The sequence below is a fragment of the Kiloniella laminariae genome (assembly GCF_027214005.1).
Classification (GTDB): Bacteria; Pseudomonadota; Alphaproteobacteria; order Kiloniellales; family Kiloniellaceae; genus Kiloniella; species Kiloniella laminariae_A.
Genome location: NZ_JAPWGY010000004.1, coordinates 293,442 through 315,604, shown reverse-complemented (window position 1 = coordinate 315,604; position 22,163 = coordinate 293,442). Strand labels below are relative to the sequence as shown.

Genomic DNA, 22,163 nt, shown 5'->3' with positions numbered 1-22,163 from the left:
ATCTCTACGATCCTTCCGAATGCTGGAATTTCTTCAAGGCTGCTGGATATGTCTCAGATTAAAAGCAAAAGGCTTTAGATGTCCAGCGCCCCTTAACAAAAAACAGTGATCCCTTATTGAATACTCTCTATTCTGCGGCTTGTGGCAGTGGTGACGCCCCGAAGATGACTTCGTTACCAGGCATAGGGTGGCGAGGGACATTCAACGCCAGAATCAGAGATATCACTGCCATACCTGCCCCGGCTGCAAAAACCATCCACATCGCTTCATCCGGGAAAGCATACCCAAATACGACTGGAATGAAGACTGCCGGGATATGATTTATTGAAAAACTGACACCGGATGTAGAAGCAATATCCTTGGGATCAGCAATTTTCTGAAGATAACTTTTTTGCGCCATAGCAAAGGAGAAAAACAGGTGGTCAAGGATATAGAGCACAGCTCCGATCCAGGCTTCCGCCACCAGCGCATAACCTGAGAACACAACGATCAGACCAACATATTCACAGATCAGCGCCCGGCGCTCTCCCCAGGTGACAATGAATTTACCGATCTTGGGTGCCAGCCAGAAATTGATCACCTGGTTGACGAGATAGAGCATGGTGATCTCTGCAACAGAGAAATCAAATTTCACCACCATCATGAAACCGGCAAAGGCGACAAAAATCTGACGCCGGGCTCCGCCCATGAAAGTCAGCGCATAAAACAGCCAATAGCGTTTACGGAGCAGCATCTTCTTGTGCTGCACTTCTTTGGCCTGATAGGACGGAAAGGCAACCACGACAAACAGCACCAGCAAAATGGTCATCGTGCCACCAGCAAGATAAACCCATTTATAATCCAGACCAAAAAAGGTGAAAATCACCCAGATCATCCCATAGGCAACGATTGAGGCAATCGAACGCGCCGAGAGCTGTCGCCCCATGGAAAGAGGTGCGCGTGACTTATCAACCCACTGCAGGGTCAGGGACATCTGCACGGTTTCATAATAATGGAACCCCACTGACATGATCACCGTGGTAACATAGAGCCCGAAAGCACTTGGGAAAAACCCGGTGATCGCAACGCCTATCCCGAGCAGTATCAGGGCCATCAGACCGAAGGTACGCTCCTTGATAAAAAGGAGGAACAAAAGCGCACTCACCACCAGCAAGCCCGGAATTTCACGCACTGACTGCAATACCCCGATCTCAGCCAGGCCAAAGTCGGCTTTTTCCACAACAAAGTTGTTCAAAAGGCTCATCCAGGTGGCAAAGGCCAAAGGCATGGCCGCCGAGAGAATAATCAGACAACCTTCGGGGGTACGCCAGACTTCAGGCTTGAGATAGTGACCAAGCGGTTTCATAAAGAAAAATTCCATCCAAGTTTTAGTTTTCTCCACATTAGGCATAGTGAAGGCGACTGTCTTGCGCTATTGTGCCACATGGTATCGACAAACAGACAAACACAAAAACATTATGAGGATTGAGCCTGAACCCGGACAACCTCTGGCCTCCAAGCCAAGTGATATGCCGGATCGATTACTCCGCCCAGTAATGGTACGCGCGGCCAATATGCGCCCTGGTCGCCGCGTGCTGCCCCACAGTCATGAATGGTGTCAACTTGCCTATGCTTCGGAAGGCGTTCTTGCCGTTTATACAGATCAAGGCAGTTGGGTTGTCCCGCCCGAACGTGCTGTCTGGATCCCTCATGACACAGTACACGAGGTATATTCTCCACACGGGTCGAAATGGCGGGCGGTGCATATTGATAATGATTTTGCTCACCGAATGCCCGGTAGCTGCTGTGTGATTTCTGTCTCTGCTTTGCTCAAGCAGATGCTGATCCACGCCGCGACCATGCCTGTAGAATATGACGAAGGTGGCGCGGACGGGCGCTTTATGCAGGTATTGATGGATCAAATCCGGGCGGCCAGAACAGTGCCCCTCCATCTTCCTATGCCTGTGGACGCAAGATTACGCCGTGTTACCGAATGCCTGATCACTGATCCTTCCGATCCCCGCGGACTCGAAGAACTCTCTGTGCAGGTCGGTGCCAGCAGCCGTACTCTTGCAAGATTGTTTTCCAGAGAACTTGGCATGACCTTCCGTCAATGGCGCAGCCAATGCCGGTTGATGGCCTCAATGGAGCGCCTCGCGCTCGGTGAACAGGTTACAACCGTGGCTATTGATCTTGGTTATGACAGCCCCAGCGCCTTCATCGCCATGTTCAAGCGTTCATTGGGCAAGCCTCCCGCCGCCTATTTTGGCAGTCAATAAACCTTCCTTTCTTCTCTTTCTACTTTCCAGATCTGCTTTGTTGCTCCGTCACAACCCATACCTACAGATCACGCCAGAAAACCTCGTATAAGGCGAAGGAAAATTTACTTTTTTTAAAGAAGGGGATATTACTTATTTAGATGTCTTGCCTGTCTCGTTGCAAAGCTCGAGCGGATCAACCAAGAGGTGATAGTGGATAACACATTAGAATTTGAACCAATCCAGTTTCTGGTGGTCGAAGATAATGAATACATGCAAAAAATCGTCAAAACGATTCTGGCGACCTTTGGTGCCAAGGATATCCACATAGCCTCGAGTGGCAAAGAAGCACTGCAGCGTCTTTCTTTGAAAATTCCGGATATCATCATTATCGACTGGGCCATGAAACCCATGAGCGGGATAGATCTGGTCAAAGCCATTCGCGCTTCGAAAAATCCTGAGATCGCCAAGGCCCCCATCCTCATGTTAACCGGCCATTCCGAGAGAGAAAATGTCGAGGAAGCAGTTGGTGCAGGAATCAATGACTTTCTGGTCAAGCCTGTCTCTCCACTTCTCCTCTACAAACGTATCGAGCATATCCTCAAAGAAGGCCCACGCACCCCAGAAATAACCGAGCCTCAAAAACCTCCCGGGCTCTCGAAGAAAAGCGACCAGGGAAAACAAGCTGAAAGCGAGTCATCAAACAGTGACGTCAACATGATTTCCGATGAAGGTCCTGCTTAAAAAATTCTCTGGAATTCTGTTTAAACACTCACGTATAAAGACGCTCGTTTTCCACCCCCTTGTAAAGATCTGCGACCTCTTCCGCATAACCATTAAACAGCAGAGTGGGGACTCGGTCACTTTGGCCGAGAGGCTGTTCGCTTGCCTGGCTCCAGCGGGCATGAGGAACTTCCGGATTAACATTGGCCCAGAAACCATATTCAGATCCCTGGATTTCTTCCCAGAACGAAACCGGACGCTCATCTGTAAAGGTAAAGCGCACAATCGATTTTGTTGATTTAAATCCATATTTCCAAGGCGTTACCAGCCGAAGCGGTGCACCATTCTGTTTCGGCATAGGTTTGCCATAGATACCTGTGGCCAGAAATGCCAGATCATTGCTGGCTTCTTCAATGGTCAGGCCTTCGATATAGGGCCAGGGGTACCAGCTGGCCTTCTGACCAACAGCTATATCAGGTAAATTAAAGGTTTCCATCCGGACATAACGCGCTGATGAAAGCGGTTGTGCCAAGCTCAGAAGCTTGCGCAAAGGAAATCCGGTCCAGGGCACGGCCATCGACCAGGCTTCGACACAGCGATGACGGTACAACCGCTCTTCCAGATCAACCTTACTCAAAAGATCATCAATCCCCAGAGTAAGCGGCTTTTCAACCATGCCATCCAGCACAATATCCCAAGGGCGGATCGGCAGAGCCTGAGCCTTCTGATAGATATTTTTTGACGAACCAAATTCATAAAAATTGTTATAGGTCGTCGCCAGTCTCTCATCGCTCAGAGCGCGATCAAGTTTATAGAGTTCGTTGCGCCCCGCCGGATAATATTGGGCAGAAGGATCAAGACTTAGCGTTTTTTCGCCTGAAGGAGTGGTCGCTTCGGCGCTCTGTTCCTCACAGCCTGCAATCAACCCTGTAGAAATAAGGGCACTACCAAGTGCGGCTTTTTGCATGAACTGGCGCCTGTTTATATAAACAGTCTCCGAGGTTGCCTGATGCTCCTTCAGCTCCCAGCGTTTGCGAATTTTGATAAACATTGCCTGTTTCCTCTGCCATATACTGTAACAGAGATAGTCCCCGGGACCCTCACGGACAAATCACCACTGCGCGAGGTCCCGAATTTATCCTCATACAGAAAGGGCGCACCACTGTGGTACGCCCTTTTCACAATTTCGCTGGAATGGTGCCTCTTATTTCAAGGCTTCACAGGCTTTCTTGATCCGTTCGCAGGCTTCCTTCAACGTTTCCGTCGAAGTTGCATAGGAAATACGGAAATAGGGAGAAAGGCCAAAGGCGTTCCCCTGGACGGCTGCCACACCAACGCTTTCCAGCAGATAGGTGACAAAATCCTCATCCGAAGAAATCTGTTTTCCTTCAGGGGTGCTTTTTCCAATTGCTCCTTCACAGGAAGGGTAAACATAAAACGCCCCCTCGGGTTTGGAACAGTTGATCCCCGGGCAGTCATTGAGCATATCAACAACCATGTCCCGACGCGCTTTAAACACATCGTTGTGACGGGCGATGAAACCCTGATCCCCACGCAGGGCTTCAACAGAAGCCGCCTGGCTGATAGAGCAAGGGTTCGAGGTGCTCTGGGACTGGATCTTGGCCATGGCCTTGATCAAAGCCACCGGACCACCCGCATAGCCGATACGCCAGCCTGTCATGCAATAGGCTTTGGAAACACCGTTCATGGTCAGGGTACGGTCATAGAGGGATGGTTCGACCTGTGCTGGAGTCACATATTCAAAACCGTCATAAACCAGTTTTTCATACATATCATCGGTCAGGACCATGACGTGTTCGTATTTTTTCAATACATCAGTCAGGGCCTTCATCTCGTCATAGGAATAGGCCGCACCAGTCGGGTTTGAAGGACTGTTGAGTATCACCCAGCGGGTCTTGTCGGTGATTGCCTCTTCCAGATCTTCAGCCTGCAATTTAAAGCCGTTGCTCTGCATACAGGGAACCGCAACCGGCTCACCATCCGCCAAAAGTACCATATCAGGATAGGACACCCAGAACGGCGCAGGAATGATCACTTCATCGCCAGGATTCAATGTCGCCATAAAGGCATTATAAAGAATCTGCTTACCACCTGTACCAACTGTGATCTGGTCCGGCGTATACTCCAGGCCGTTGTCACGTTTGAATTTTTCGCAAATCGCGGCTTTCAGCTCTGGAGTACCGTCAACGGCGGTATAGCGGGTATCCCCTCCATTGATGGCTGTAATGGCGGCTGCTTTGATATTATCCGGAGTTTCAAAATCCGGTTCACCAGCGCCGAGGCCGATTACGTCACGCCCGGCAGCTTTGAGCTCGCGGGCCTTGGTTGAAACTGCGATTGTCGGTGAGGGTTTGATACGCGAGAGGCGGTCCGCAATTTGCGGCATGACCGTATGCTCCTGTTATTTTGCCCGCAGCCGATCGTTGCCGGCAGGGGCTTTCGAGTTTCAAGACGGGGTTATGCACAGCGGCACCGTAATATAATCGGCAGAGTCATCGCAACCGGGAATCTTGTTTTGGCCTCACTTTATGACAGACTTTTTTACTCTGGAGAGGTTATCTCCAGCGCACTTTCCCTGACGGTTCACGCGGCAAAAAACATCAAAATGCCGCAATCCCACAACATGGAGGTCACACTTGAGCTCTAGTGTACGAAAATCGCACAGGTGAAAAGCTCTCAGGGGAGAAAACGACATGATCAGAACAGGCTTCGTTCGCAACAAGCCCTCTTTCAACAGCCGCAGAACCGGCTTGCTGGGCCTGACGGTGATCCTGCTGTCGATCATCTTCCTCTCAACCGTTTCGGTTTCCCTCGCCGCTATCCTTTCTCCGGAAAGCTTCCTTGCCGAACGTGTCACGATCAGCCAAAGCGGGGACGTTACGGTTGTTCAAAAGAAATAACACCTTTACCACCACACTGGTTTTTTCAACCTGTGGCAAAATCAATGTGGCCACCGCACCTTAGAAACCCAGAATAAAACATCCCCAATACCAAACTAAAGGGGGATACTGCCCCCTTTAGTTTCCCTGATATCTGGCGAAGGCTTACTCCGTCAGTGCAGCTTCGCCGTCAAGGGTGGCGGCAACGCCGTGCATCACAGCGGCGATACGCACAGCATCCTGAATGCCTTCCTTGCTGATTCCCCCTGCAGCCACCTGTTTTTCATGAGATTCAATGCACATGCCACAGCCATTGATGGCAGAAACAGCAAGTGACCAGAGTTCAAAGTCAAGCTTGTCGACTCCCGGGCGGCCAATGATGTTCATTCGCAAGCGTGCAGGCAGTTTCAGATAGTCTTCATTACCACTGAGATGGGCAAAACGATAATAGATATTGTTCATCCCCATAATCGCCGAGGCTGCCTTGGCTGCGGTGTAGGCATCAGGAGAAAGTTTCTGTTTGGCTTCGGCATCAATCGCCCGGATCACAACAGCATTACGGCTGGCCAGTGCAGAAGCCAGAGCCGCGCCCCAGATCTGTTGCTCATTCAAAACTGTCGAAGTCAGAACATTGGTGATGTTCAACTTCAGATCCTTGGCATATTCCGGCAACATCGCCTTCAGGTCACTTACAGACATGACTATCCCTTTTTCATTATTTCAGGCAGAAGCTTGATGCTTCCGAGAGCGAGGGTTTTCTCACAACCAGAGAATTTGGCCGAGAATTTGGCAGAAAATCTGGAGTGAAAATGGACAAAAGAAAAGGCGGCCCCGGTTGCCCGCGTCCGCCTTTTCCAAACTGGTCAGCTTGACCCGTTAGGCGACGCGGAGAACCTCGTCACCCTTGTTCCAGTTACAAGGGCAGAGTTCATCCGTCTGCAACGCATCAAGAATACGCAGGGTTTCCTGTGGGTTACGACCAACGTTCAGACCGTTAACCGCTACGTGCTGGATGATCCCGTCAGGATCAACAACGAAAGTCGCGCGCAAGGCAACACCTGCATCGCGATCGAGAACACCAAGAGCTTCGCTAAGCTCACGCTTGATATCGGAAACCATCGGGAATGGCAGGTCATTCAGATCTGCGTGGTCCTTGCGCCAGGCCATGTGAACAAAGTCACTGTCTGTGGAAACACCAAGAATCTGGGTATCACGATCAGCAAACTCTTCGTTCAGCGCACCAAAAGCAGCAATTTCAGTTGGGCAGACAAAAGTGAAATCTTTTGGCCAGAAGAAAACGACTTTCCATTTGCCTTCATAGCTTTTGTCTGTGATTTCGATAAAAGCATCAGATGGGCTGTTGGATACAACACCTGTCAGAGCGAACTCTGGAAACTTATCACCAATAGTCAGCATTGCTGCGCAAGTCCTTCTCGTTAAGCCCACGATAGTCGGGGGCAAGTCGTCAGTCAGATCGCGCCGTCGAAATGCGCGATGATGTTATGAATTCCGCGCAAGGGCTCTTGCGCGACGGGCCTACTTAATCGTCCGGCTTGAACAAAGTCAATTATTTTTTAGATTAATTCTAATTTACAACTAACTTCGCTTCTGAGGGCTTTTCGTCCCCCTGTAAAAAAGGGTATCAATACAGGAACAGATCCGAAACAAGCCCGATCAACCCACTCGTCAGATACAAACAGACATGTCCTTAGACCCTGCTCTATCCCTTTGGAGAAAATCCCCTTTTAACCTTCTGCCTAATCCGGATGCAGAACACGATGCCACCTACCCGGCAGAGCTACAGGATATATTTTCACAGGCAGACTGCGAAGCAGCCCAGACGGAAATTCAAGGCTGGCCAGAATACCGGACCAGCAATCTGGTCAAGCTCCCTGGCCTCGCCAGAACACTTAATCTGGCCGACATCAGTTTCAAGGATGAAAGTGAAAGATTCTCTCTGGGGAGTTTCAAAGCCCTGGGAGGAGCCTATGCTGTCCTGAAATTGTTACAGAGATTGCTTCATGAAAACTTTGGTTTCGAAAGCAGCTCGGAAGACTTACGCCGGGGGCAACACAAGGAACTGATCAGAAACATTACGGTCACAACCGCAACAGATGGGAACCACGGCAGATCTGTTGCCTGGGGCGCACAGCTTTTCGGCTGCAAAGCGGTCATCTTTGTTCCCCGAAGCTGCAGCAAGGCACGCATTGCTGCTATTTCCGAACTCGGTGCCGACGCCATCCAGACAAAATTGAACTATGACGACACAGTTCGCTATTGTGCTGATATCGCCAAAACCAGGAACTATCATGTAATTTCTGACACTTCCTGGGAAGGCTACCGATTGGTTCCCGGCCAGGTGATGCATGGCTACAGCGTTATCGCCCGTGAAATATTCATCCAGTATTTTAAACGTCCCTTTCGTGAAGCCGTTCCCCCGAGCCATATATTTATCCAGGCCGGGGTTGGCGGAATGGCCGCGGCGATCACGGGATATCTCTGGCAGCTTCTGGGCGCACGGCGACCTCGAATCATTATTGTTGAACCGGAAAATGCCGCCTGCCTTTATGCATCGGCCGCGGCCGGGGGCCCTACCCGGGCAAGCGGTGACAAGGAAACTGGCGAAGTTCATACCATTATGGCCGGGCTGGATTGTGGCGAGGTCTCTCCCCTCGCCTGGGAAATTCTCGTTCGGGGTGCCGATGCCTTCATGACTATTCCGGACAGTGTTACTGGCCCGACCATGAAGTTACTGGCCAACCCGCCGTTTACAGACCCGCCACTGGTGGCTGGCGAATCAAGTATTGCCGGTCTGGCTGCCCTGATGATGGTCGCATCTCACGAAGATTGCAGGGATATTCTCCACCTGACAGCAGATTCACGTGTTCTTTTGATCAACAGTGAGGGGGCTATGGATCAAGAACTGTACAAGACATTGCTTGAACAACAACGCAACAATGAAGATATAATCTGAAACCTTGCAGAAGCTTGCCAAATAAAAGAGGCAACTGCTCATCAGACCGGGACTGCATATGACTTCTTCACTCATCGAACGGATTACGGACAGTTTTTCCAGGGATGATTCCCGCCCTTTCCGGCTTGAATCAGAATTTGCCCCTTCTGGCGACCAGCCTCAGGCGATTGCCGAACTCTGCGCAGGGTTGAAAAACAATGAACGCAGTCAGGTCCTGCTTGGCGTTACAGGTTCAGGCAAGACCTTCACCATGGCCCAGACCATCCAGACCTTGCAACGCCCCGCTCTAATTTTGGCCCACAACAAAACCCTCGCGGCTCAGCTTTATGCAGAAATGAAAGCATTCTTCCCCGATAATGCGGTCGAGTATTTTGTCTCTTATTACGACTATTATCAGCCGGAAGCCTACGTCGCCCGTACAGATACCTATATCGAGAAGGACAGCTCGATCAACGAACAGATTGACCGGATGCGCCACTCGGCTACCCGCGCCCTGTTCGAACGCGAAGACGTTATCATCGTCGCATCAGTTTCCTGTATCTATGGCATTGGTTCGCCAGAGACCTATGCCCAGATGACCCTGGGCCTCAAGGTCGAACAGGAAGTCGACATGCGCGACATCCTCAAATCCCTTGTTGAATTGCAATACACCCGCAACGACATCGCCTTTGGACGCGGTACTTTCAGGGTGCGTGGAGATACCCTCGAAGTTTTCCCCGCCCACTATGAGGACCGGGCCTGGCGGGTTTCCATGTTTGGGGACGAGATTGAGGCGATTCAGGAATTTGACCCGCTAACGGGTGAGAAAACAGCCGATCTTGACGGTATCCGTATCTATGCCAACAGTCACTATGTTACCCCGCGCCCTACTCTGTTACAGGCGGCAAAAGGTATCCGCGCAGATCTCAAGGTTCAGCTCGAGCGTTTCAACCAGGAAAACAAACTGCTGGAAGCCCAGCGCCTGGAACAACGCACCATGTTCGATCTGGAAATGATTGATGCCACAGGCGCCTGTGCCGGGATCGAAAACTATTCCCGTTACCTTACTGGCCGCGCACCGGGGGAACCACCGCCAACCCTGTTTGAATACCTGCCGGATAACGCCCTGCTGTTTGTCGACGAAAGCCACGTCACCATCGGTCAGCTCAATGGCATGTACAACGGTGACTTTGCCAGAAAATCCACCTTGTCAGAATATGGTTTTCGGCTGCCTTCCTGTATTGATAACCGTCCGCTGAAGTTCATTGAATGGGAAGCAATGCGCCCCCAGACTGTGTTCGTTTCAGCGACTCCTGGCCCCTGGGAACTAAATGAGACAGGTGGTGTCTTTGCCGAACAGGTCATCCGCCCGACCGGTTTGCTTGATCCCCCCTGCGTCATTCGGCCAACAGAGAGCCAGGTCGATGATCTGATCAAGGAATGTAAGGAAACCGTTGCCAAAAACATGCGGGTTCTGGTTACAACCCTGACCAAACGCATGGCTGAAGACCTGACTGAGTATCTGCACGAAGCCAACCTCAAGGTCCGCTATATCCATTCCGATATCGACACCATAGAACGAATGGAAATCATCCGGGATCTTCGCAAAGGTATCTTCGATGTTCTTGTAGGTATCAACCTTCTCCGTGAAGGTCTCGACATCCCTGAATGCGGCCTTGTTTGTATCCTGGATGCTGATAAAGAAGGTTTTCTTCGTTCAAAAACATCCCTGGTCCAGACCATTGGTCGCGCAGCACGTAATGTGGATGGCCGTGTAATTCTCTATGCAGACAAGATGACCCGTTCTCTCACTGGTGCACTGGAAGAAACCAACCGACGCCGGGAAAAACAACAGGCCTATAACGAAAAGCACGGCATCACGCCGGAGACAATCCGCAAGCAGATCGGAGACATTCTCGGGTCAGTCTATGAGAGTGACCACGTAACAGTACCACTTGACGATACAGCTTCACCACACCGCGTTGGCCACAACCTCAAGAGCTATATAGAAGACCTGACCAAACGAATGCATGAAGCCGCCGCAGATCTCGAGTTTGAGGAAGCCGCCCGGATCCGCGACGAAATCAAGCAGCTTCAGGATAGTGAACTGGGACTCTCCAGCGGGGCAACTGGTTCTTTGACAGACCGAATTGCCCAAGCTGATGCACAGTCCAAAAGCAGGAAATACGCCCGAGGGAAAAAACGGCGATAGCCACAAAACATACTCACTTTTTTTTGTAACAACGACTGGTCGCCCTCTTAAACTGGACCCCCCTGCGACGCGATGATAGTCTTCTCGTCTCCTTTGGGAATTTATGCATGCAACCCACGATTAAGGAACTACTACCCCATTTTCAGAACTGGCAGGATCTCTCTGCCTTTAATCGTTTGAGCACCCCAATCTGGGTATTCAACATGACAGATCATAATATCTGGTGGGGGAATGAAGCAGCCTTGCATTTCTGGGAAGCTGAAACTTTAGCTGATCTTGTTGCCCGCGATTTTTCTACAGACTCCATAATCGTACGGACTCGCCTTCAGGAAATTTTCTCCCATACCTCTCAGGGAGAAAGAGTAGAAGAGCACTGGACACTCTATCCCAATGGCAGCCCTAAAATGGTTGTCATGACCTTCACCCCGGTTATGGTAGAAGACGATAAAAAAGCTGTCCTTATTGAGGCAACCCTTCAAAGCCCGGACGTTCTTGATCACAGAGCACAGCGGATTCTCGAAGCTGTCAGATACACCCCCCTGATGATCAGTACATTTGCCATGGATGGTCGGCTTCTGGCGCAAAATCCCGCTGCTGCCAACGTTCACGACCAAGGTAACAACACACAGATAACCCTGGAAACGCGCTATAACGACCCGGAAATTCTCAAACGAATTCTAGGACGTTATAAAAACAGGAAACGCTTTCGCACAGATCTCATGGTCCAGACGTCTCTTGGCGAAAGGTGGCACACCCTTACCGCAGAAATCGGGCTTGACCCTGTATCAGGCGGGAAAGTCGTGGTGATCACCGAAGAGGATATCACACAACGTGTTCAGGCTGAGGAGGACCTTCACCGGCTCAACCTTGACCTGGAAAAAAGGGTAACGGAGCGAACACGTAAACTCTCCCTGGCCCAACAGGAAGCAGAGACAGCAAATGAATCCAAGGGAAATTTCCTGGCCACCATGAGCCACGAGCTCAGGACTCCCCTCAATGCGATAATTGGCTTCACCGAAATGCTCCGCCATCAGATTTATGGCCCGGTCAATGATCGGCAAGTCAATGCACTCAAAGATATAGACCAAAGTGCCCGCCACCTTCTCGAATTGATAAACGAGCTTCTGGATGCCTCAACAATTGAGCAGGGAGAGCTTAAACTCTACGAAGAACAGTTTGATCTTGATCAACTGGTTAACTATTGCCGGGCCACCTTTGAAATCGAGACCATAAAAAAAGACCAGACCTTTAAGCTCAACAATGCTGTCTCCGGCCTCTCGATGCTTGGGGATGCCCGTCGTTTCAGACAGATACTTACAAACCTGCTGGCCAATGCCGTTAAATACACCCCGGAAGGTGGCGACATTTCTCTTGTTATTGCACGTGACAAGCACCTGAAGCTGGTCTTCACGGTGAGTGATAACGGGATCGGCATTCCAGAAAACCGTCTTCACGATGTCTGCAAAGCCTTTACCCAGGCCGCCAGTTCATCCTGGGCAGCTGGCAAAGGTGTTGGACTGGGGCTTTATATCACTTCACAGCTGGTTGCGGCACATGGCGGCGAGCTTAAAATTTCCAGCAAAGAAGGAAAAGGCACAAAAGTATCCGTGATTGTGCCACGAGAAAAAATTCTCGACTAAATTCCTGCCCCTGAATCTCCAGGCATAACAACCTCGTCATAACAATCCGGTCATAACAACAATGTGATTCCAGGGTCTCCATTGAAAACACGACCATCTAGCCTAGATAAATGGAACACCTGGATTGCAATCAGAACAAACGAATTTGGGGTCAAGCTATCCCTTAGCCAACAGCAGCAAAGATCGGCCTGACATGATGAATATCACAAGAAACAGGCAATAATCGTGATCAGCTATTGAAAAACCAGCATCGCAGAGGCATTTAAAAGCCTGATATGTGCTGCGCAGGTCTTTTGCGCGGCACATAAGCTATGGATTAACCGAAGGCATTTATTTCATGACGGCAATGGCATTTCTGATGGTAGGCGGCGGCCTGGTTCTCTTGGCAGTCGGCGGAGAGATTCTGCTGCGAGGGGCCATCAGCATTGCCCGACACCTCGGGTTGTCGCCTATGTTGATCGGACTGACCATTGTCGCCTGCGCAACGTCCATGCCGGAACTGATGGTGACTGTAACCGCCGGACTAGAGGGATCTACAGACATCGGTATCGGCAACATTGTCGGATCGAATATCGCCAATATTCTTCTGATACTTGGAGTTGGCGCCCTGATTTACCCCCTTGAGACCAAACCTTGTGATGTAATGCGCGATACTATTGCCATGATTCTGGCAACTGCCGTTTTCATGATCTTTGCATTCCTGGGGGAATTCACTCTCTGGCATGGTTTGTTTATGCTTGCTCTCCTGGCCCTTTACATCGGCAGAAGCTATTACCGAGAAAAGAAGTGTAATCCGAAAGAAGAGGCTGACCCTGAGCTTGCAGAAGAACTCGCAGCAGCTCCTGGTTCCATTCCCCTTGCTGCCTTTCTGCTTGTCATTGGGGTTCTCTTCCTGATTTTTGGATCAGAACTATTGATTGATGGCGCAGAAAGCATTGCCCGTGCAGCCGGAATTTCCGAAACGGTTATCGGTGTTACTCTTGTTGCCCTGGGAACCTCTCTACCAGAACTGGCGACAGGAATCGTCGCCGGCTTACGTAAACACACTGAAGTTGCCCTCGGAAATGCTCTTGGTTCAAATATATTCAATCTCTTGCTGATCATCGGCATTCTGGCCGTTGTGACTCCTTTCACTGTTTCCCCTTCCATCTTGCAATTTGATATCTGGGTAATGGCTGGTGTCAGCCTCCTGATTATTCCCGTCATGTCCATGGGCGGGAAAATTTGCCGCTCCAAGGGCGTCTTTTTCCTGGCCCTCTACGCGGCCTATATCCTGTACCAGTTCAGAGACAAGCTCTTCCTGAGTTAAGAATATTCTTTTCAAGTAAACCCATTCCTTTCCGGGAGCACTCTGTCCCGGAAATGGGTTTTGACCTTCAGCAGCTGAGTCCATAGATTGGCGTCAGAAAAAAGCCTGAAGAATAAAACCACCACAGGCATGGCTCAAAGAAACGGAAGGATTGTCACTTATGGCTCCCGAAAAAAAATTACCTGCGATAAAAAGCAACCTGACTGAACAGAGGCTTGTCGTTCGGGACTTAACCCTCAGTTGTCATATTGGCCTGACCGACGAGGAGCGCCTGCGCCCCCAGAGACTGCGCGTGAGCCTGGAGCTGACCCTTAACCCCGTAGCGGTAAACGATGACCAGATTGATGAAACCGTTAATTATGGCACACTTGTCAAAAAAGTTCGGGATGTTTGCCTGAAAAACAATGTCCGTTTGCTTGAAACGCTTGCCACCCAGATTTCCGAGGCCTGTTTCTTTGATGAGCGGATCAAAACGGTCGCCATGCGAATAGAAAAGCTTGATCGGTATCCTGATGTTGCTGGCGTTGGTATCGAAATCACGCGAACACGTTCCTGAATACCCCAGAGGTATTCGTTGCAGAAAAGGTCGAGGTTCTCTCCTCGGCCTTTTCTGTTTCTGAAACTTGTCGATCTGATCACGAAAATTAACAGGCAAGCTAAACTGTTTATTCCTGATTTGCTCAATGGCTTATCCCGGATTCCCTGAAAGCTCCTGGCGTGAATCCATAGAAAACAACTGCTTTCACTGTAATTTAATTTCACTTGTGCACAGGAGAAACACTTCTGTCATCGTCAAGTCAAAAAAAACTACTTTTTTTATCTCGAGAGCCGTTGACTTTAATTATCACCAACAATATCAATATCTTACGTATTTTGCCTATTTTTTAAGCAGCCCGTGTGAACCCCAAGGTTTTCAAGGGCCATAGAGACAGGCTCACAAGATAGCCACATAGTTATCCACAGGAATCGTGGATATGTTTTTTCACAAAAAATGCCCCTTTTTCTCAGAGCTCCACGAATCCTTGCAGAGCTCTAGAGTCCCCTTTCTCTGTTAACAAAGTGTTCTTGACCTGTTCACAGGAAATCGCCATTTAGAACAGGAGAACAGCTTTTCTTTCGGAAAACATTCTGACAGCGCTATGATTGCCGACAGTTAAACAATAGCCCCTCGTTCAGGTTCAACTATTAAAGCCATGTCTAAAACGCCATCATCCAAACCGAACAAGAAAGACCCTTCGCAAGGAGGGAAGCGATCGGCGATGGCCAAACAGGAAACCGAGATTGATTCGATAACCGCTCCTACCGCAGAGGCATCCGCCCGCCTCTCAGGTTTGTCCGATGCAGCCATCACCTGGGAACACCCCGAGAGTACGAAAGACGATAGCGAGGGTACATCCCTCCAGCCATCGGGTAATATTGCCCGAGGCACTCTCGTCATCCAGCAAGTCGTAAAAACACTTCCAAATTCACCCGGTGTCTATCGTATGCTCGATAGCAAAGGTAATGCGCTCTATGTCGGCAAGGCAAAAAGCCTGAAAAAGCGTGTGGTCTCCTACACCCGGACCGACCAGCTTCCTTATCGCCTCAAACGTATGGTGTCAGAAACCCGGATGATGGAAATCGTTCGCACCAATACTGAAGCTGAAGCATTGTTATTGGAAAGCAATCTGATCAAGCGGCTGAAACCGCGTTACAATGTCCTGCTGAGAGATGACAAATCTTTTCCCTATATCCTCATCACAGGGGATCACGAAGCCCCGCAGGTCACAAAACATCGTGGAGCACAAAAACGGGACGGGCGCTATTTTGGTCCCTTTGCTGATGCAAAATCAGTGAACCAAACAATTACAGCCCTTGAGAAAGCTTTTCTCCTTCGCTCCTGCAGTGACAATGTCTATTCCCTGCGCACCCGCCCCTGTCTCATGTATCAGATAAAGCGCTGCTCTGCCCCCTGTGTCGGGCGGGTCTCCCTGCAGAGCTATGCAACGCATGTCAAAGAAGCTGAAGAATTTCTATCGGGTTCTTCGACAGCCTTTCAGCAACGGATGGCTGAACAAATGCAACAGGCTGCTGAAAATCAGGACTACGAACAGGCTGCAGTTTATCGCGATCGTATCCGGGCTCTAACCAACATTCAGTCGAAACAGGAAATCAACATTCCCGATCTTGGGGATGCCGATGTCTTTGCTCTCTTTGAAAAATCCGGACAATCCTGCATACAGGTCTTCTTTTTCCGGGCGGGACGTAACTACGGTAACCGTTCCTACTTTCCCAGTCATGACAGAACAATTGATTCAGAAACGGTACTGACCTCTTTTATCGCACAGTTTTACGCCAACAAGCCGGTTCCGAAGCTGGTACTCACCAGCCATGAGCTACCAGAAGAAACTGTATTGGCAGAAGCTCTCAGCAGCAAGGCAGGCTCAAGGGTCGAGGTCAATCATCCCCAGCGGGGAGCCAAACGCAAACTTCTGGACAATGCTACAAACAATGCCCGCGAAGCTCTTGCAAGGCGCATGGCTGAAAGCGCCAGCCAGCGTCGCCTGCTCGAAGGTCTGGCAGAAATGTTATCCCTCGACAGCACACCGGAACGAGTGGAAGTCTATGATAACAGCCACACCCAGGGCAGTGAGGCTTACGGTGGAATGATCGTGGCAGGACTCGAGGGTTTTCTTAAAAAAGCCTATCGCAAATTCAAGATACGAGGAGATAAACCATCCGTTGTTTCCGAAAGTGCTCCAGCACAGGAAAACTATACAGGTGGAGATGACTACGCCATGATGCGCGAGGTCCTGACCCGTCGGTTATCCCGCAGCCTGAAGGAAGATCCCGACAGGCAGGGCGACCAATGGCCTGACCTTCTGGTGCTGGATGGTGGACAGGGACAGCTAACGGTTGGCATCGAAGTTCTTGAAGAGCTGGGCCTCTCAGACATTCCCATCGTTGCCATTGCAAAAGGGCAGGATCGAAATGCAGGGCGTGAGCGGATCTTTCTCCCCAACCGTCCGTCTTTCTTGGTCGATCCCAAAGATCCAGTTCTTTACTTCATTCAGCGACTGCGGGATGAGGCCCATCGCTATGCCATCGAAACGCACCGTAAAGGGCGAAGCAAGGCCCGCCTGAAATCAAGCCTTGACGATGTTCCAGGTATCGGCAGCAAAAGGAAAAAGGCACTCTTGTTCCGCTTTGGGTCAGCTGATGCCGTAGCCCGGGCAGGTATTGAGGATCTTGCCGCGGTTGAAGGGGTCAGTCGGGTCGTGGCGCAGTCTATTTACGACTACTTCAATGCCGAGTAACTTCCCGAAAGTTCATCCCGCTCTGGATCCTGGCATCAAGACCCCGGTACCAAGATCTGCAATCGCCATTGTGTGATTTGATCTATAACATAGAAACTTGATCGATGGCGGGTTATATCGCACTCAACAAATTCAATGATCAAGCCAGAGGAAACGGCATGAAAATTTTCGGCTTTGCTGGTTGGAGCGGTAGCGGCAAAACCACCCTGCTTAAACAGTTGATACCGGCACTGGTTAACAGAGGTCTCAAGGTATCAACACTCAAGCATGCGCATCACAGATTCGATGTCGATAAACCCGGCAAGGATTCTTACGAGCATCGGGAAGCCGGAGCATCTGAAGTGATGATTTCTTCCGGAAACCGCTGGGCCTTGATGCACGAACTTCGGGATGAGAAAGAGCCAACCCTGGAAGAGTTGATCCCTCATATGACGCCTGTAGACCTTCTCCTGGTCGAGGGGTTTAAAAGAGAAAGCCACCAGAAGATTGAAATCTACCGCCCCTCGGTCGGCAAACGTATGCTGCATCTTGACGACCCGCAGATTATAGCCATTGCCACAGACGAACCCTTTACCGATACACACCTGCCTGTGCTTGATCTCAATGATGTAGAGGCCATTGCGGACTTTATCTGTATGACTTGTGATCTGGGCGAGAAAAGCAGGAAGGCAGCAGGCTGATGGCTCAGTTATCAGATGATTGCTTTGCCCACGGCGGCAAACTGATGACAACAGCAGAAGCCCTGGCGCTTCTTGCCGAGAAAGTGCGGTGTATTACAGCCATCGAGACAAAAACGGTTCATCAATGCCTGGGGCGGATTCTTGCTTCTGACCTGCTTTCGTCTGTGAATGTCCCTCCACATGACAACTCGGCGGTTGATGGCTATGCCGTTGCTTTTGATGATCTGGTTCCGGGCGAAACAACGGTCTTGCCCATCAGCGAGCGTATGGCTGCTGGCACCCCTTTACCAGACAAGATAAAAATACATACAGCCGTCCGGATTTTCACCGGAGCCGTTATGCCACAGGGGACTGATACTGTTCTGATGCAGGAAGACTGCGTTCTGGATCAGAATGGGAACGTCAGTATTCCCAGCGGGATCAAACGTGGGGCGAATTCCCGCAAGGCCGGAGAAGACGTTACTGCCGGAACCGTCATTTTTCAGGCTGGCCATCGGCTCAAACCCCAGGATCTTGGCCTGATATCTGCGGTCGGCATTACAGAAATCCCGGTCAGACGTCCCTTGCAGGTTGCCCTTTTCTCAACCGGTGATGAACTGCAAAACCCCGGAACAATGTTAAAAAGCGGTCAGGTATATGATTCAAACCGCTTTACCATTACCGGGCTTCTGCAAAATCTGGGCTGCGCTGTAACGGATCTGGGGATTCTAAGCGACGACTTTGAGGTCATCAGACACGCCCTGGGAGAAGCTGCAGGACAGTTTGACTTGATTCTGACCTCTGGGGGCGTTTCTGTCGGCGAAGAAGATCATGTCAAACAGGCCGTTGAATGCCAAGGCAGCCTGCACGCCTGGCGCCTCGCCATCAAACCGGGACGCCCTATCGCCTTGGGTCAGATAGGCTCAACCGCTTTTGTCGGCCTCCCGGGCAATCCTGTGGCCGTCGTTGTCACTTTTGCCAACTTCGTGAGACCGCTCATTGCACTGCTTTCCGGAAACAACATCCAACCACCCCGCTGTTTCCCCATAACAGCAGCCTTCACACATCGGAAAAAAGCTGCGCGACGAGAGTGGATCAGGGTACATTTACGCAAAAACAGCGAAGGCCTCCTCGAAGCGCACAAGTTTCCCAAAGAAGGAGCCGGTGTCCTCTCATCGGTTTGTGCTTCTGATGGCTTCGCGGAACTTCCGGAAGACCTTCTTTCTGTTGAACCCGGACAAATCATCACCTACCTGCCCTTTAACGAGGTTGGCCTATGAAAATTCTCTATTTTGCCTGGTTGCGAACCGAAATCGGCAAATCTTCGGAAGACATCTCTCTCCCGGCAGGTATCCAAACCGTGAATGATCTGTTGAACTGGCTGCCTGAACGGGGGAACAATTATGCACAGGCACTGCAGAAACGTGACTTGCTTCGCATTGCCATCAATCAGGATTACGCCGATCTTGACCAGAAAATCCACGACAGTGATGAAGTCGCAATTTTTCCACCGGTAACCGGGGGCTGATATGATACGCGTACAGTCCGAAGACTTTGATCTCTCATTGGAAGTCCGCAAGCTGACAGAAGAAAATCCTGCCATAGGTGCCGTCACCGCCTTTATCGGGCTGGTGCGGGACATTGCCGGAGGTACAGAGATCTCTTCCATGACGCTTGAGCACTACCCCGGCATGACAGAAAAGATGCTGCGGGAAATTGAAACTGAAGCACACCAGCGCTGGAATCTTGATGCCAGCCTGATTATTCATCGCTATGGGCAGCTGGCACCCGGCGATCAGATTGTTCTGGTTGTCACCTGCAGCAAGCACAGAAAAGCTGCCTTTGAGAGCTGTGAGTTCCTGATGGATTTTCTCAAGACCAAAGCACCCTTCTGGAAGCTGGAAGAAACACCCGAAGGCGGAAAGTGGGTCGATGCGCGCGATGGCGACACAAAGGCCACAGAACGCTGGCTTAAGAGCTGATTAACCAGGCAAAACATCCCGGCAAGGTCCGGTATAGGACAAAGCAAGCAGTTCCAATTCAAGATTGCCAACGGGTCTCTGCCAGACGATCAGCTCACCTACCTCTGCATCCAGAGCTGCTTTCGCCAGCGGGGACACCCAGCTGATCTTGTTTTCTGCCGGGGAAGCCTCATCCTCTCCTACGATCCGGTAGCGATACTCTTTTCCCTCAGTATCCTCCAGCAATATCCATGCCCCGAATGCCACTTGCTTTTCAGGCTGTTTCGCAGCGTCAACGAGAATTGCACTGGACAAACGCTGTTCCAGATACCTTATGTCCCGGCCAAGCTTGCCCTGCTGCATTTTGTTTTTCATGTCCTGCGTTTCAGCTGTGCGCAGGTGGGAAAGATTTCGCCGTGCCTCTTCAAGCTGCTCACGCAACTGAGCCAATCCCTCAACAGTTACAAAATTTGGATGTAAAGAAATCGGCAATTCAGGTTGATCATCCGGAACCTGATCCCCGTCCGGTTCCTTGACAAAAGCTCTGCTCATTCTCACCACCTGCGAACAAAAGAAGGGCAGCTCCAGATGAAGCTGCCCCTATCATACAAGCGCTTCTCGGAAACTGTCAGCCTGGTTTGCGAACCATTTCATCGTATCCGAGCAACAGATCCCGGGTAATCGCTCCAGGAGTAAAGCTGTAGTGGGCGATTTCGCGTACTGGTGTCACTTCAACCGCTGTTCCCGTCAGAAAAACTTCCTGTGTATTGGCCAATTCTTCCGGCATGATCGCCCGTTCAATCACCTCATACCCCTTTGAGCGAGCCAGTGCGATAACAGTCTGACGGGTTATACCATCCAGAAAACAATCCGGTATCGGTGTATGAATTTTTCCATCCTGAACCAGGAAAACATTGGCCCCGGTCGCTTCGGCAATTTGCCCCCGGTAATCCAACATCAGGGCATCATTGTACCCCTTCGCTTCTGCTGCATGTTTGGAGAGTGTTGCAATCATGTAAAGCCCAGCTGCTTTTGAAGCCACAGGGGCCGTAGCCGGGTCCGGGCGTCGCCACTCTGCAAAATCCAGCCTGATCCCTTCCAGCCGGGCATCAGCCGAGAAATAGGCTGGCCACTCCCAGGCAGCAATCGCAAGATGGATCTTTGATTTCTGGGCAGAAACCGCCATCATTTCACTGCCCCGCCAGGCCACAGGCCGCAGGTAGCCATCGACGATATTATTCACCTTCAGGACTTCCTCGCAGGCCAGATCGATCTCAGCCACAGAATAGGGAATCTGGAAACCAAGCAACGCGCCGGAACGCAACAGCCTTTCGTGGTGTTCTTTCATTTTAAAGATCTTGCCACCATAGGCTCTTTCCCCCTCAAAAACACTGCTGGCGTAATGCAGGCCGTGGCTGAGAACATGAATTCTGGCGTCCCGCCAGGGAATTATTTCGCCGTTGTACCAGATAAACCCGTCGCGATCATCAAATGGCAGCATAGTCATAGCTTTCCCGTCCAAGGTGGTATAGTCTTCACCCTTAACCGAATTCCCTCATCCGGATCATCCAGCCGGATTTGAACAACAGCAAAAGGCAAAATAATTCCTGAATTGTCGATAATTTTGGTTATTTATATCAAAATTGATTTTCAATACGTAACATTACACTGATAGATAAGTCAACATGACTGACATAAAATCCGGAACCAATCCCCTTTTTCTTCGTACAGACGAAATAATGCAGGCTATCGAACTGCTATTTTTTGCCTATCGTGATTTCACAGGGGAACCCGACGAACTCCTGGCTGAATACAGTTTTGGCAGAGCCCATCATCGTGTCATCCACTTTGTCGGCCGTCATCCCGGCATCACGGTAAGCGAGCTGCTTCTTATTCTCCGCATCACCAAACAAAGCCTGTCTCGCGTTCTGGGGCAGCTGATTCGCGAAGGTTTCATCCGCCAGACCCCCGGTCCGGTTGACCGACGCCAACGGCTGCTTAAACTGACTACCAAAGGACAAGAGCTTGATGACAAGTTATTCGATGTTCAACGTCAACGCATTGTCCGGGCCTACAAAGAATCAGGCGCCGAAGCCGTCGCAGGCTTTCGTTCGGTATTGCTGAACATGATGGAAGAAAATGATCGCAAACGCTTTAGCCGCTAGGCAGGAAACCAGAAGTGCCGTTAACTCAATTTCAGCAAGCCACACCTTCGCTGCTGAACGACCCGGCGTAGATTCCCTCTGGGCAAGCAATTGCCTGACGCTATACTG

The 22,163-nt window shown here is 50.5% G+C and carries 22 protein-coding genes; 15 read left to right on the top strand and 7 right to left on the bottom strand.

Annotation, left to right across the window (positions count from 1 at the left end):
* Positions 1 to 127: 127 nt before the first annotated feature.
* Positions 128 to 1,345 (bottom strand): MFS transporter, encoded by a 1,218-nt coding sequence (locus O4H49_RS13945; RefSeq protein ID WP_269424044.1) that lies wholly within the window; start codon positions 1,343 to 1,345, stop codon positions 128 to 130.
* Positions 1,346 to 1,457: 112 nt separating this feature from the next.
* On the opposite strand from O4H49_RS13945, the gene O4H49_RS13940 reads away from it, so the two are divergent.
* A complete protein-coding gene (locus O4H49_RS13940) occupies positions 1,458 to 2,258 on the top strand; it encodes an AraC family transcriptional regulator (RefSeq protein WP_269424043.1) in 801 nt (266 codons plus the stop codon).
* Positions 2,259 to 2,450: 192 nt separating this feature from the next.
* The gene (locus tag O4H49_RS13935; RefSeq protein WP_269424042.1) at positions 2,451 to 2,981 is read left to right on the top strand and encodes a response regulator; all 531 of its coding nucleotides are present in this window, start codon (positions 2,451 to 2,453) and stop codon (positions 2,979 to 2,981) included.
* A gap of 28 nt (positions 2,982 to 3,009) precedes the next feature.
* Here O4H49_RS13935 and msrP read toward each other — a convergent pair whose 3' ends face one another.
* Positions 3,010 to 4,011, bottom strand: a complete 1,002-nt coding sequence (gene msrP, locus O4H49_RS13930) for a protein-methionine-sulfoxide reductase catalytic subunit MsrP (protein WP_269424041.1) — start codon at positions 4,009 to 4,011, stop codon at positions 3,010 to 3,012.
* A 153-nt stretch (positions 4,012 to 4,164) separates the two neighbouring features.
* On the bottom strand, positions 4,165 to 5,367 hold the full coding sequence (locus tag O4H49_RS13925; protein ID WP_269424040.1) for a pyridoxal phosphate-dependent aminotransferase: 1,203 nt from the start codon (positions 5,365 to 5,367) through the stop codon (positions 4,165 to 4,167).
* A 129-nt stretch (positions 5,368 to 5,496) separates the two neighbouring features.
* On the opposite strand from O4H49_RS13925, the gene O4H49_RS13920 reads away from it, so the two are divergent.
* A complete protein-coding gene (locus tag O4H49_RS13920) occupies positions 5,497 to 5,628 on the top strand; it encodes a hypothetical protein (protein WP_269424039.1) in 132 nt (43 codons plus the stop codon).
* A gap of 46 nt (positions 5,629 to 5,674) precedes the next feature.
* On the top strand, positions 5,675 to 5,881 hold the full coding sequence (locus O4H49_RS13915; protein WP_269424038.1) for a hypothetical protein: 207 nt from the start codon (positions 5,675 to 5,677) through the stop codon (positions 5,879 to 5,881).
* Between the two features lie 144 nt (positions 5,882 to 6,025).
* Here the strand turns inward: O4H49_RS13915 and O4H49_RS13910 are convergent, their stop codons facing one another.
* Together O4H49_RS13910 and O4H49_RS13905 are read right to left on the bottom strand one after the other, a co-directional pair.
* A complete protein-coding gene (locus O4H49_RS13910) occupies positions 6,026 to 6,559 on the bottom strand; it encodes a carboxymuconolactone decarboxylase family protein (protein ID WP_269424037.1) in 534 nt (177 codons plus the stop codon).
* Positions 6,560 to 6,736: 177 nt separating this feature from the next.
* Positions 6,737 to 7,276, bottom strand: coding sequence for a peroxiredoxin (locus tag O4H49_RS13905; protein ID WP_269424036.1), 540 nt, complete (start codon positions 7,274 to 7,276; stop codon positions 6,737 to 6,739).
* 286 nt (positions 7,277 to 7,562) lie between these two features.
* Between O4H49_RS13905 and O4H49_RS13900 the strand changes: the two genes are divergently transcribed.
* The 10 genes from O4H49_RS13900 (at position 7,563) to O4H49_RS13855 (ending at position 19,911) form a co-directional block, all read left to right on the top strand.
* Complete coding sequence (locus O4H49_RS13900) at positions 7,563 to 8,834, top strand: diaminopropionate ammonia-lyase (protein WP_269424035.1); 1,272 nt, start codon at positions 7,563 to 7,565, stop codon at positions 8,832 to 8,834.
* Between the two features lie 58 nt (positions 8,835 to 8,892).
* On the top strand, positions 8,893 to 11,025 hold the full coding sequence (gene uvrB, locus O4H49_RS13895) for an excinuclease ABC subunit UvrB (RefSeq protein WP_269424034.1): 2,133 nt from the start codon (positions 8,893 to 8,895) through the stop codon (positions 11,023 to 11,025).
* A gap of 107 nt (positions 11,026 to 11,132) precedes the next feature.
* A complete protein-coding gene (locus tag O4H49_RS13890; RefSeq protein ID WP_269424033.1) occupies positions 11,133 to 12,665 on the top strand; it encodes a PAS domain-containing sensor histidine kinase in 1,533 nt (510 codons plus the stop codon).
* Between the two features lie 337 nt (positions 12,666 to 13,002).
* On the top strand, positions 13,003 to 13,974 hold the full coding sequence (locus O4H49_RS13885) for a calcium/sodium antiporter (RefSeq protein ID WP_269424032.1): 972 nt from the start codon (positions 13,003 to 13,005) through the stop codon (positions 13,972 to 13,974).
* A 160-nt stretch (positions 13,975 to 14,134) separates the two neighbouring features.
* Entirely contained in the window at positions 14,135 to 14,530 is a 396-nt protein-coding gene (gene folB / locus O4H49_RS13880; protein ID WP_269424031.1) for a dihydroneopterin aldolase, read from the top strand.
* Positions 14,531 to 15,233: 703 nt separating this feature from the next.
* The gene (gene uvrC, locus O4H49_RS13875) at positions 15,234 to 17,270 is read left to right on the top strand and encodes an excinuclease ABC subunit UvrC (RefSeq protein ID WP_269424030.1); all 2,037 of its coding nucleotides are present in this window, start codon (positions 15,234 to 15,236) and stop codon (positions 17,268 to 17,270) included.
* A 158-nt stretch (positions 17,271 to 17,428) separates the two neighbouring features.
* A complete protein-coding gene (gene mobB, locus O4H49_RS13870; RefSeq protein WP_269424059.1) occupies positions 17,429 to 17,950 on the top strand; it encodes a molybdopterin-guanine dinucleotide biosynthesis protein B in 522 nt (173 codons plus the stop codon).
* Entirely contained in the window at positions 17,950 to 19,209 is a 1,260-nt protein-coding gene (gene glp / locus O4H49_RS13865; RefSeq protein WP_269424029.1) for a gephyrin-like molybdotransferase Glp, read from the top strand. The genes mobB and glp overlap by 1 nt, the downstream gene beginning before the upstream one ends.
* The gene (moaD, locus tag O4H49_RS13860) at positions 19,206 to 19,457 is read left to right on the top strand and encodes a molybdopterin converting factor subunit 1 (RefSeq protein ID WP_269424028.1); all 252 of its coding nucleotides are present in this window, start codon (positions 19,206 to 19,208) and stop codon (positions 19,455 to 19,457) included. Before glp ends, moaD begins: the two co-directional genes overlap by 4 nt.
* Before the next feature lies 1 nt (position 19,458).
* Entirely contained in the window at positions 19,459 to 19,911 is a 453-nt protein-coding gene (locus tag O4H49_RS13855; RefSeq protein WP_269424027.1) for a molybdenum cofactor biosynthesis protein MoaE, read from the top strand.
* Here O4H49_RS13855 and O4H49_RS13850 read toward each other — a convergent pair whose 3' ends face one another.
* Together O4H49_RS13850 and O4H49_RS13845 are read right to left on the bottom strand one after the other, a co-directional pair.
* Positions 19,912 to 20,442 (bottom strand): GreA/GreB family elongation factor, encoded by a 531-nt coding sequence (locus tag O4H49_RS13850; protein WP_269424026.1) that lies wholly within the window; start codon positions 20,440 to 20,442, stop codon positions 19,912 to 19,914.
* Positions 20,443 to 20,518: 76 nt separating this feature from the next.
* Positions 20,519 to 21,397: a branched-chain amino acid aminotransferase gene (locus O4H49_RS13845; RefSeq protein WP_269424025.1), complete on the bottom strand. Its 879-nt coding sequence runs from the start codon at positions 21,395 to 21,397 to the stop codon at positions 20,519 to 20,521.
* A 178-nt stretch (positions 21,398 to 21,575) separates the two neighbouring features.
* Here O4H49_RS13845 and O4H49_RS13840 point away from each other — a divergent pair, with 178 nt between their 5' ends.
* Entirely contained in the window at positions 21,576 to 22,055 is a 480-nt protein-coding gene (locus O4H49_RS13840) for a MarR family winged helix-turn-helix transcriptional regulator (RefSeq protein ID WP_269424024.1), read from the top strand.
* The last annotated feature ends 108 nt before the right edge of the window (positions 22,056 to 22,163 follow it).

Coding starts and splice junctions, on each gene's coding strand:
- O4H49_RS13945 (WP_269424044.1), bottom strand. CDS start 1,345: ATGAAACCGCTTGGTCACTATCTCAAGCCTGAAGTCTGGCGTACCCCC.
- O4H49_RS13940 (WP_269424043.1), top strand. CDS start 1,458: ATGAGGATTGAGCCTGAACCCGGACAACCTCTGGCCTCCAAGCCAAGT.
- msrP (WP_269424041.1), bottom strand. CDS start 4,011: ATGTTTATCAAAATTCGCAAACGCTGGGAGCTGAAGGAGCATCAGGCA.
- O4H49_RS13925 (WP_269424040.1), bottom strand. CDS start 5,367: ATGCCGCAAATTGCGGACCGCCTCTCGCGTATCAAACCCTCACCGACA.
- O4H49_RS13915 (WP_269424038.1), top strand. CDS start 5,675: ATGATCAGAACAGGCTTCGTTCGCAACAAGCCCTCTTTCAACAGCCGC.
- O4H49_RS13910 (WP_269424037.1), bottom strand. CDS start 6,559: ATGTCTGTAAGTGACCTGAAGGCGATGTTGCCGGAATATGCCAAGGAT.
- O4H49_RS13905 (WP_269424036.1), bottom strand. CDS start 7,276: ATGCTGACTATTGGTGATAAGTTTCCAGAGTTCGCTCTGACAGGTGTT.
- O4H49_RS13900 (WP_269424035.1), top strand. CDS start 7,563: ATGTCCTTAGACCCTGCTCTATCCCTTTGGAGAAAATCCCCTTTTAAC.
- uvrB (WP_269424034.1), top strand. CDS start 8,893: ATGACTTCTTCACTCATCGAACGGATTACGGACAGTTTTTCCAGGGAT.
- O4H49_RS13890 (WP_269424033.1), top strand. CDS start 11,133: ATGCAACCCACGATTAAGGAACTACTACCCCATTTTCAGAACTGGCAG.
- O4H49_RS13885 (WP_269424032.1), top strand. CDS start 13,003: ATGACGGCAATGGCATTTCTGATGGTAGGCGGCGGCCTGGTTCTCTTG.
- folB (WP_269424031.1), top strand. CDS start 14,135: ATGGCTCCCGAAAAAAAATTACCTGCGATAAAAAGCAACCTGACTGAA.
- uvrC (WP_269424030.1), top strand. CDS start 15,234: ATGGCCAAACAGGAAACCGAGATTGATTCGATAACCGCTCCTACCGCA.
- mobB (WP_269424059.1), top strand. CDS start 17,429: ATGAAAATTTTCGGCTTTGCTGGTTGGAGCGGTAGCGGCAAAACCACC.
- glp (WP_269424029.1), top strand. CDS start 17,950: ATGGCTCAGTTATCAGATGATTGCTTTGCCCACGGCGGCAAACTGATG.
- moaD (WP_269424028.1), top strand. CDS start 19,206: ATGAAAATTCTCTATTTTGCCTGGTTGCGAACCGAAATCGGCAAATCT.
- O4H49_RS13855 (WP_269424027.1), top strand. CDS start 19,459: ATGATACGCGTACAGTCCGAAGACTTTGATCTCTCATTGGAAGTCCGC.
- O4H49_RS13850 (WP_269424026.1), bottom strand. CDS start 20,442: ATGAGCAGAGCTTTTGTCAAGGAACCGGACGGGGATCAGGTTCCGGAT.
- O4H49_RS13845 (WP_269424025.1), bottom strand. CDS start 21,397: ATGACTATGCTGCCATTTGATGATCGCGACGGGTTTATCTGGTACAAC.
- O4H49_RS13840 (WP_269424024.1), top strand. CDS start 21,576: ATGACTGACATAAAATCCGGAACCAATCCCCTTTTTCTTCGTACAGAC.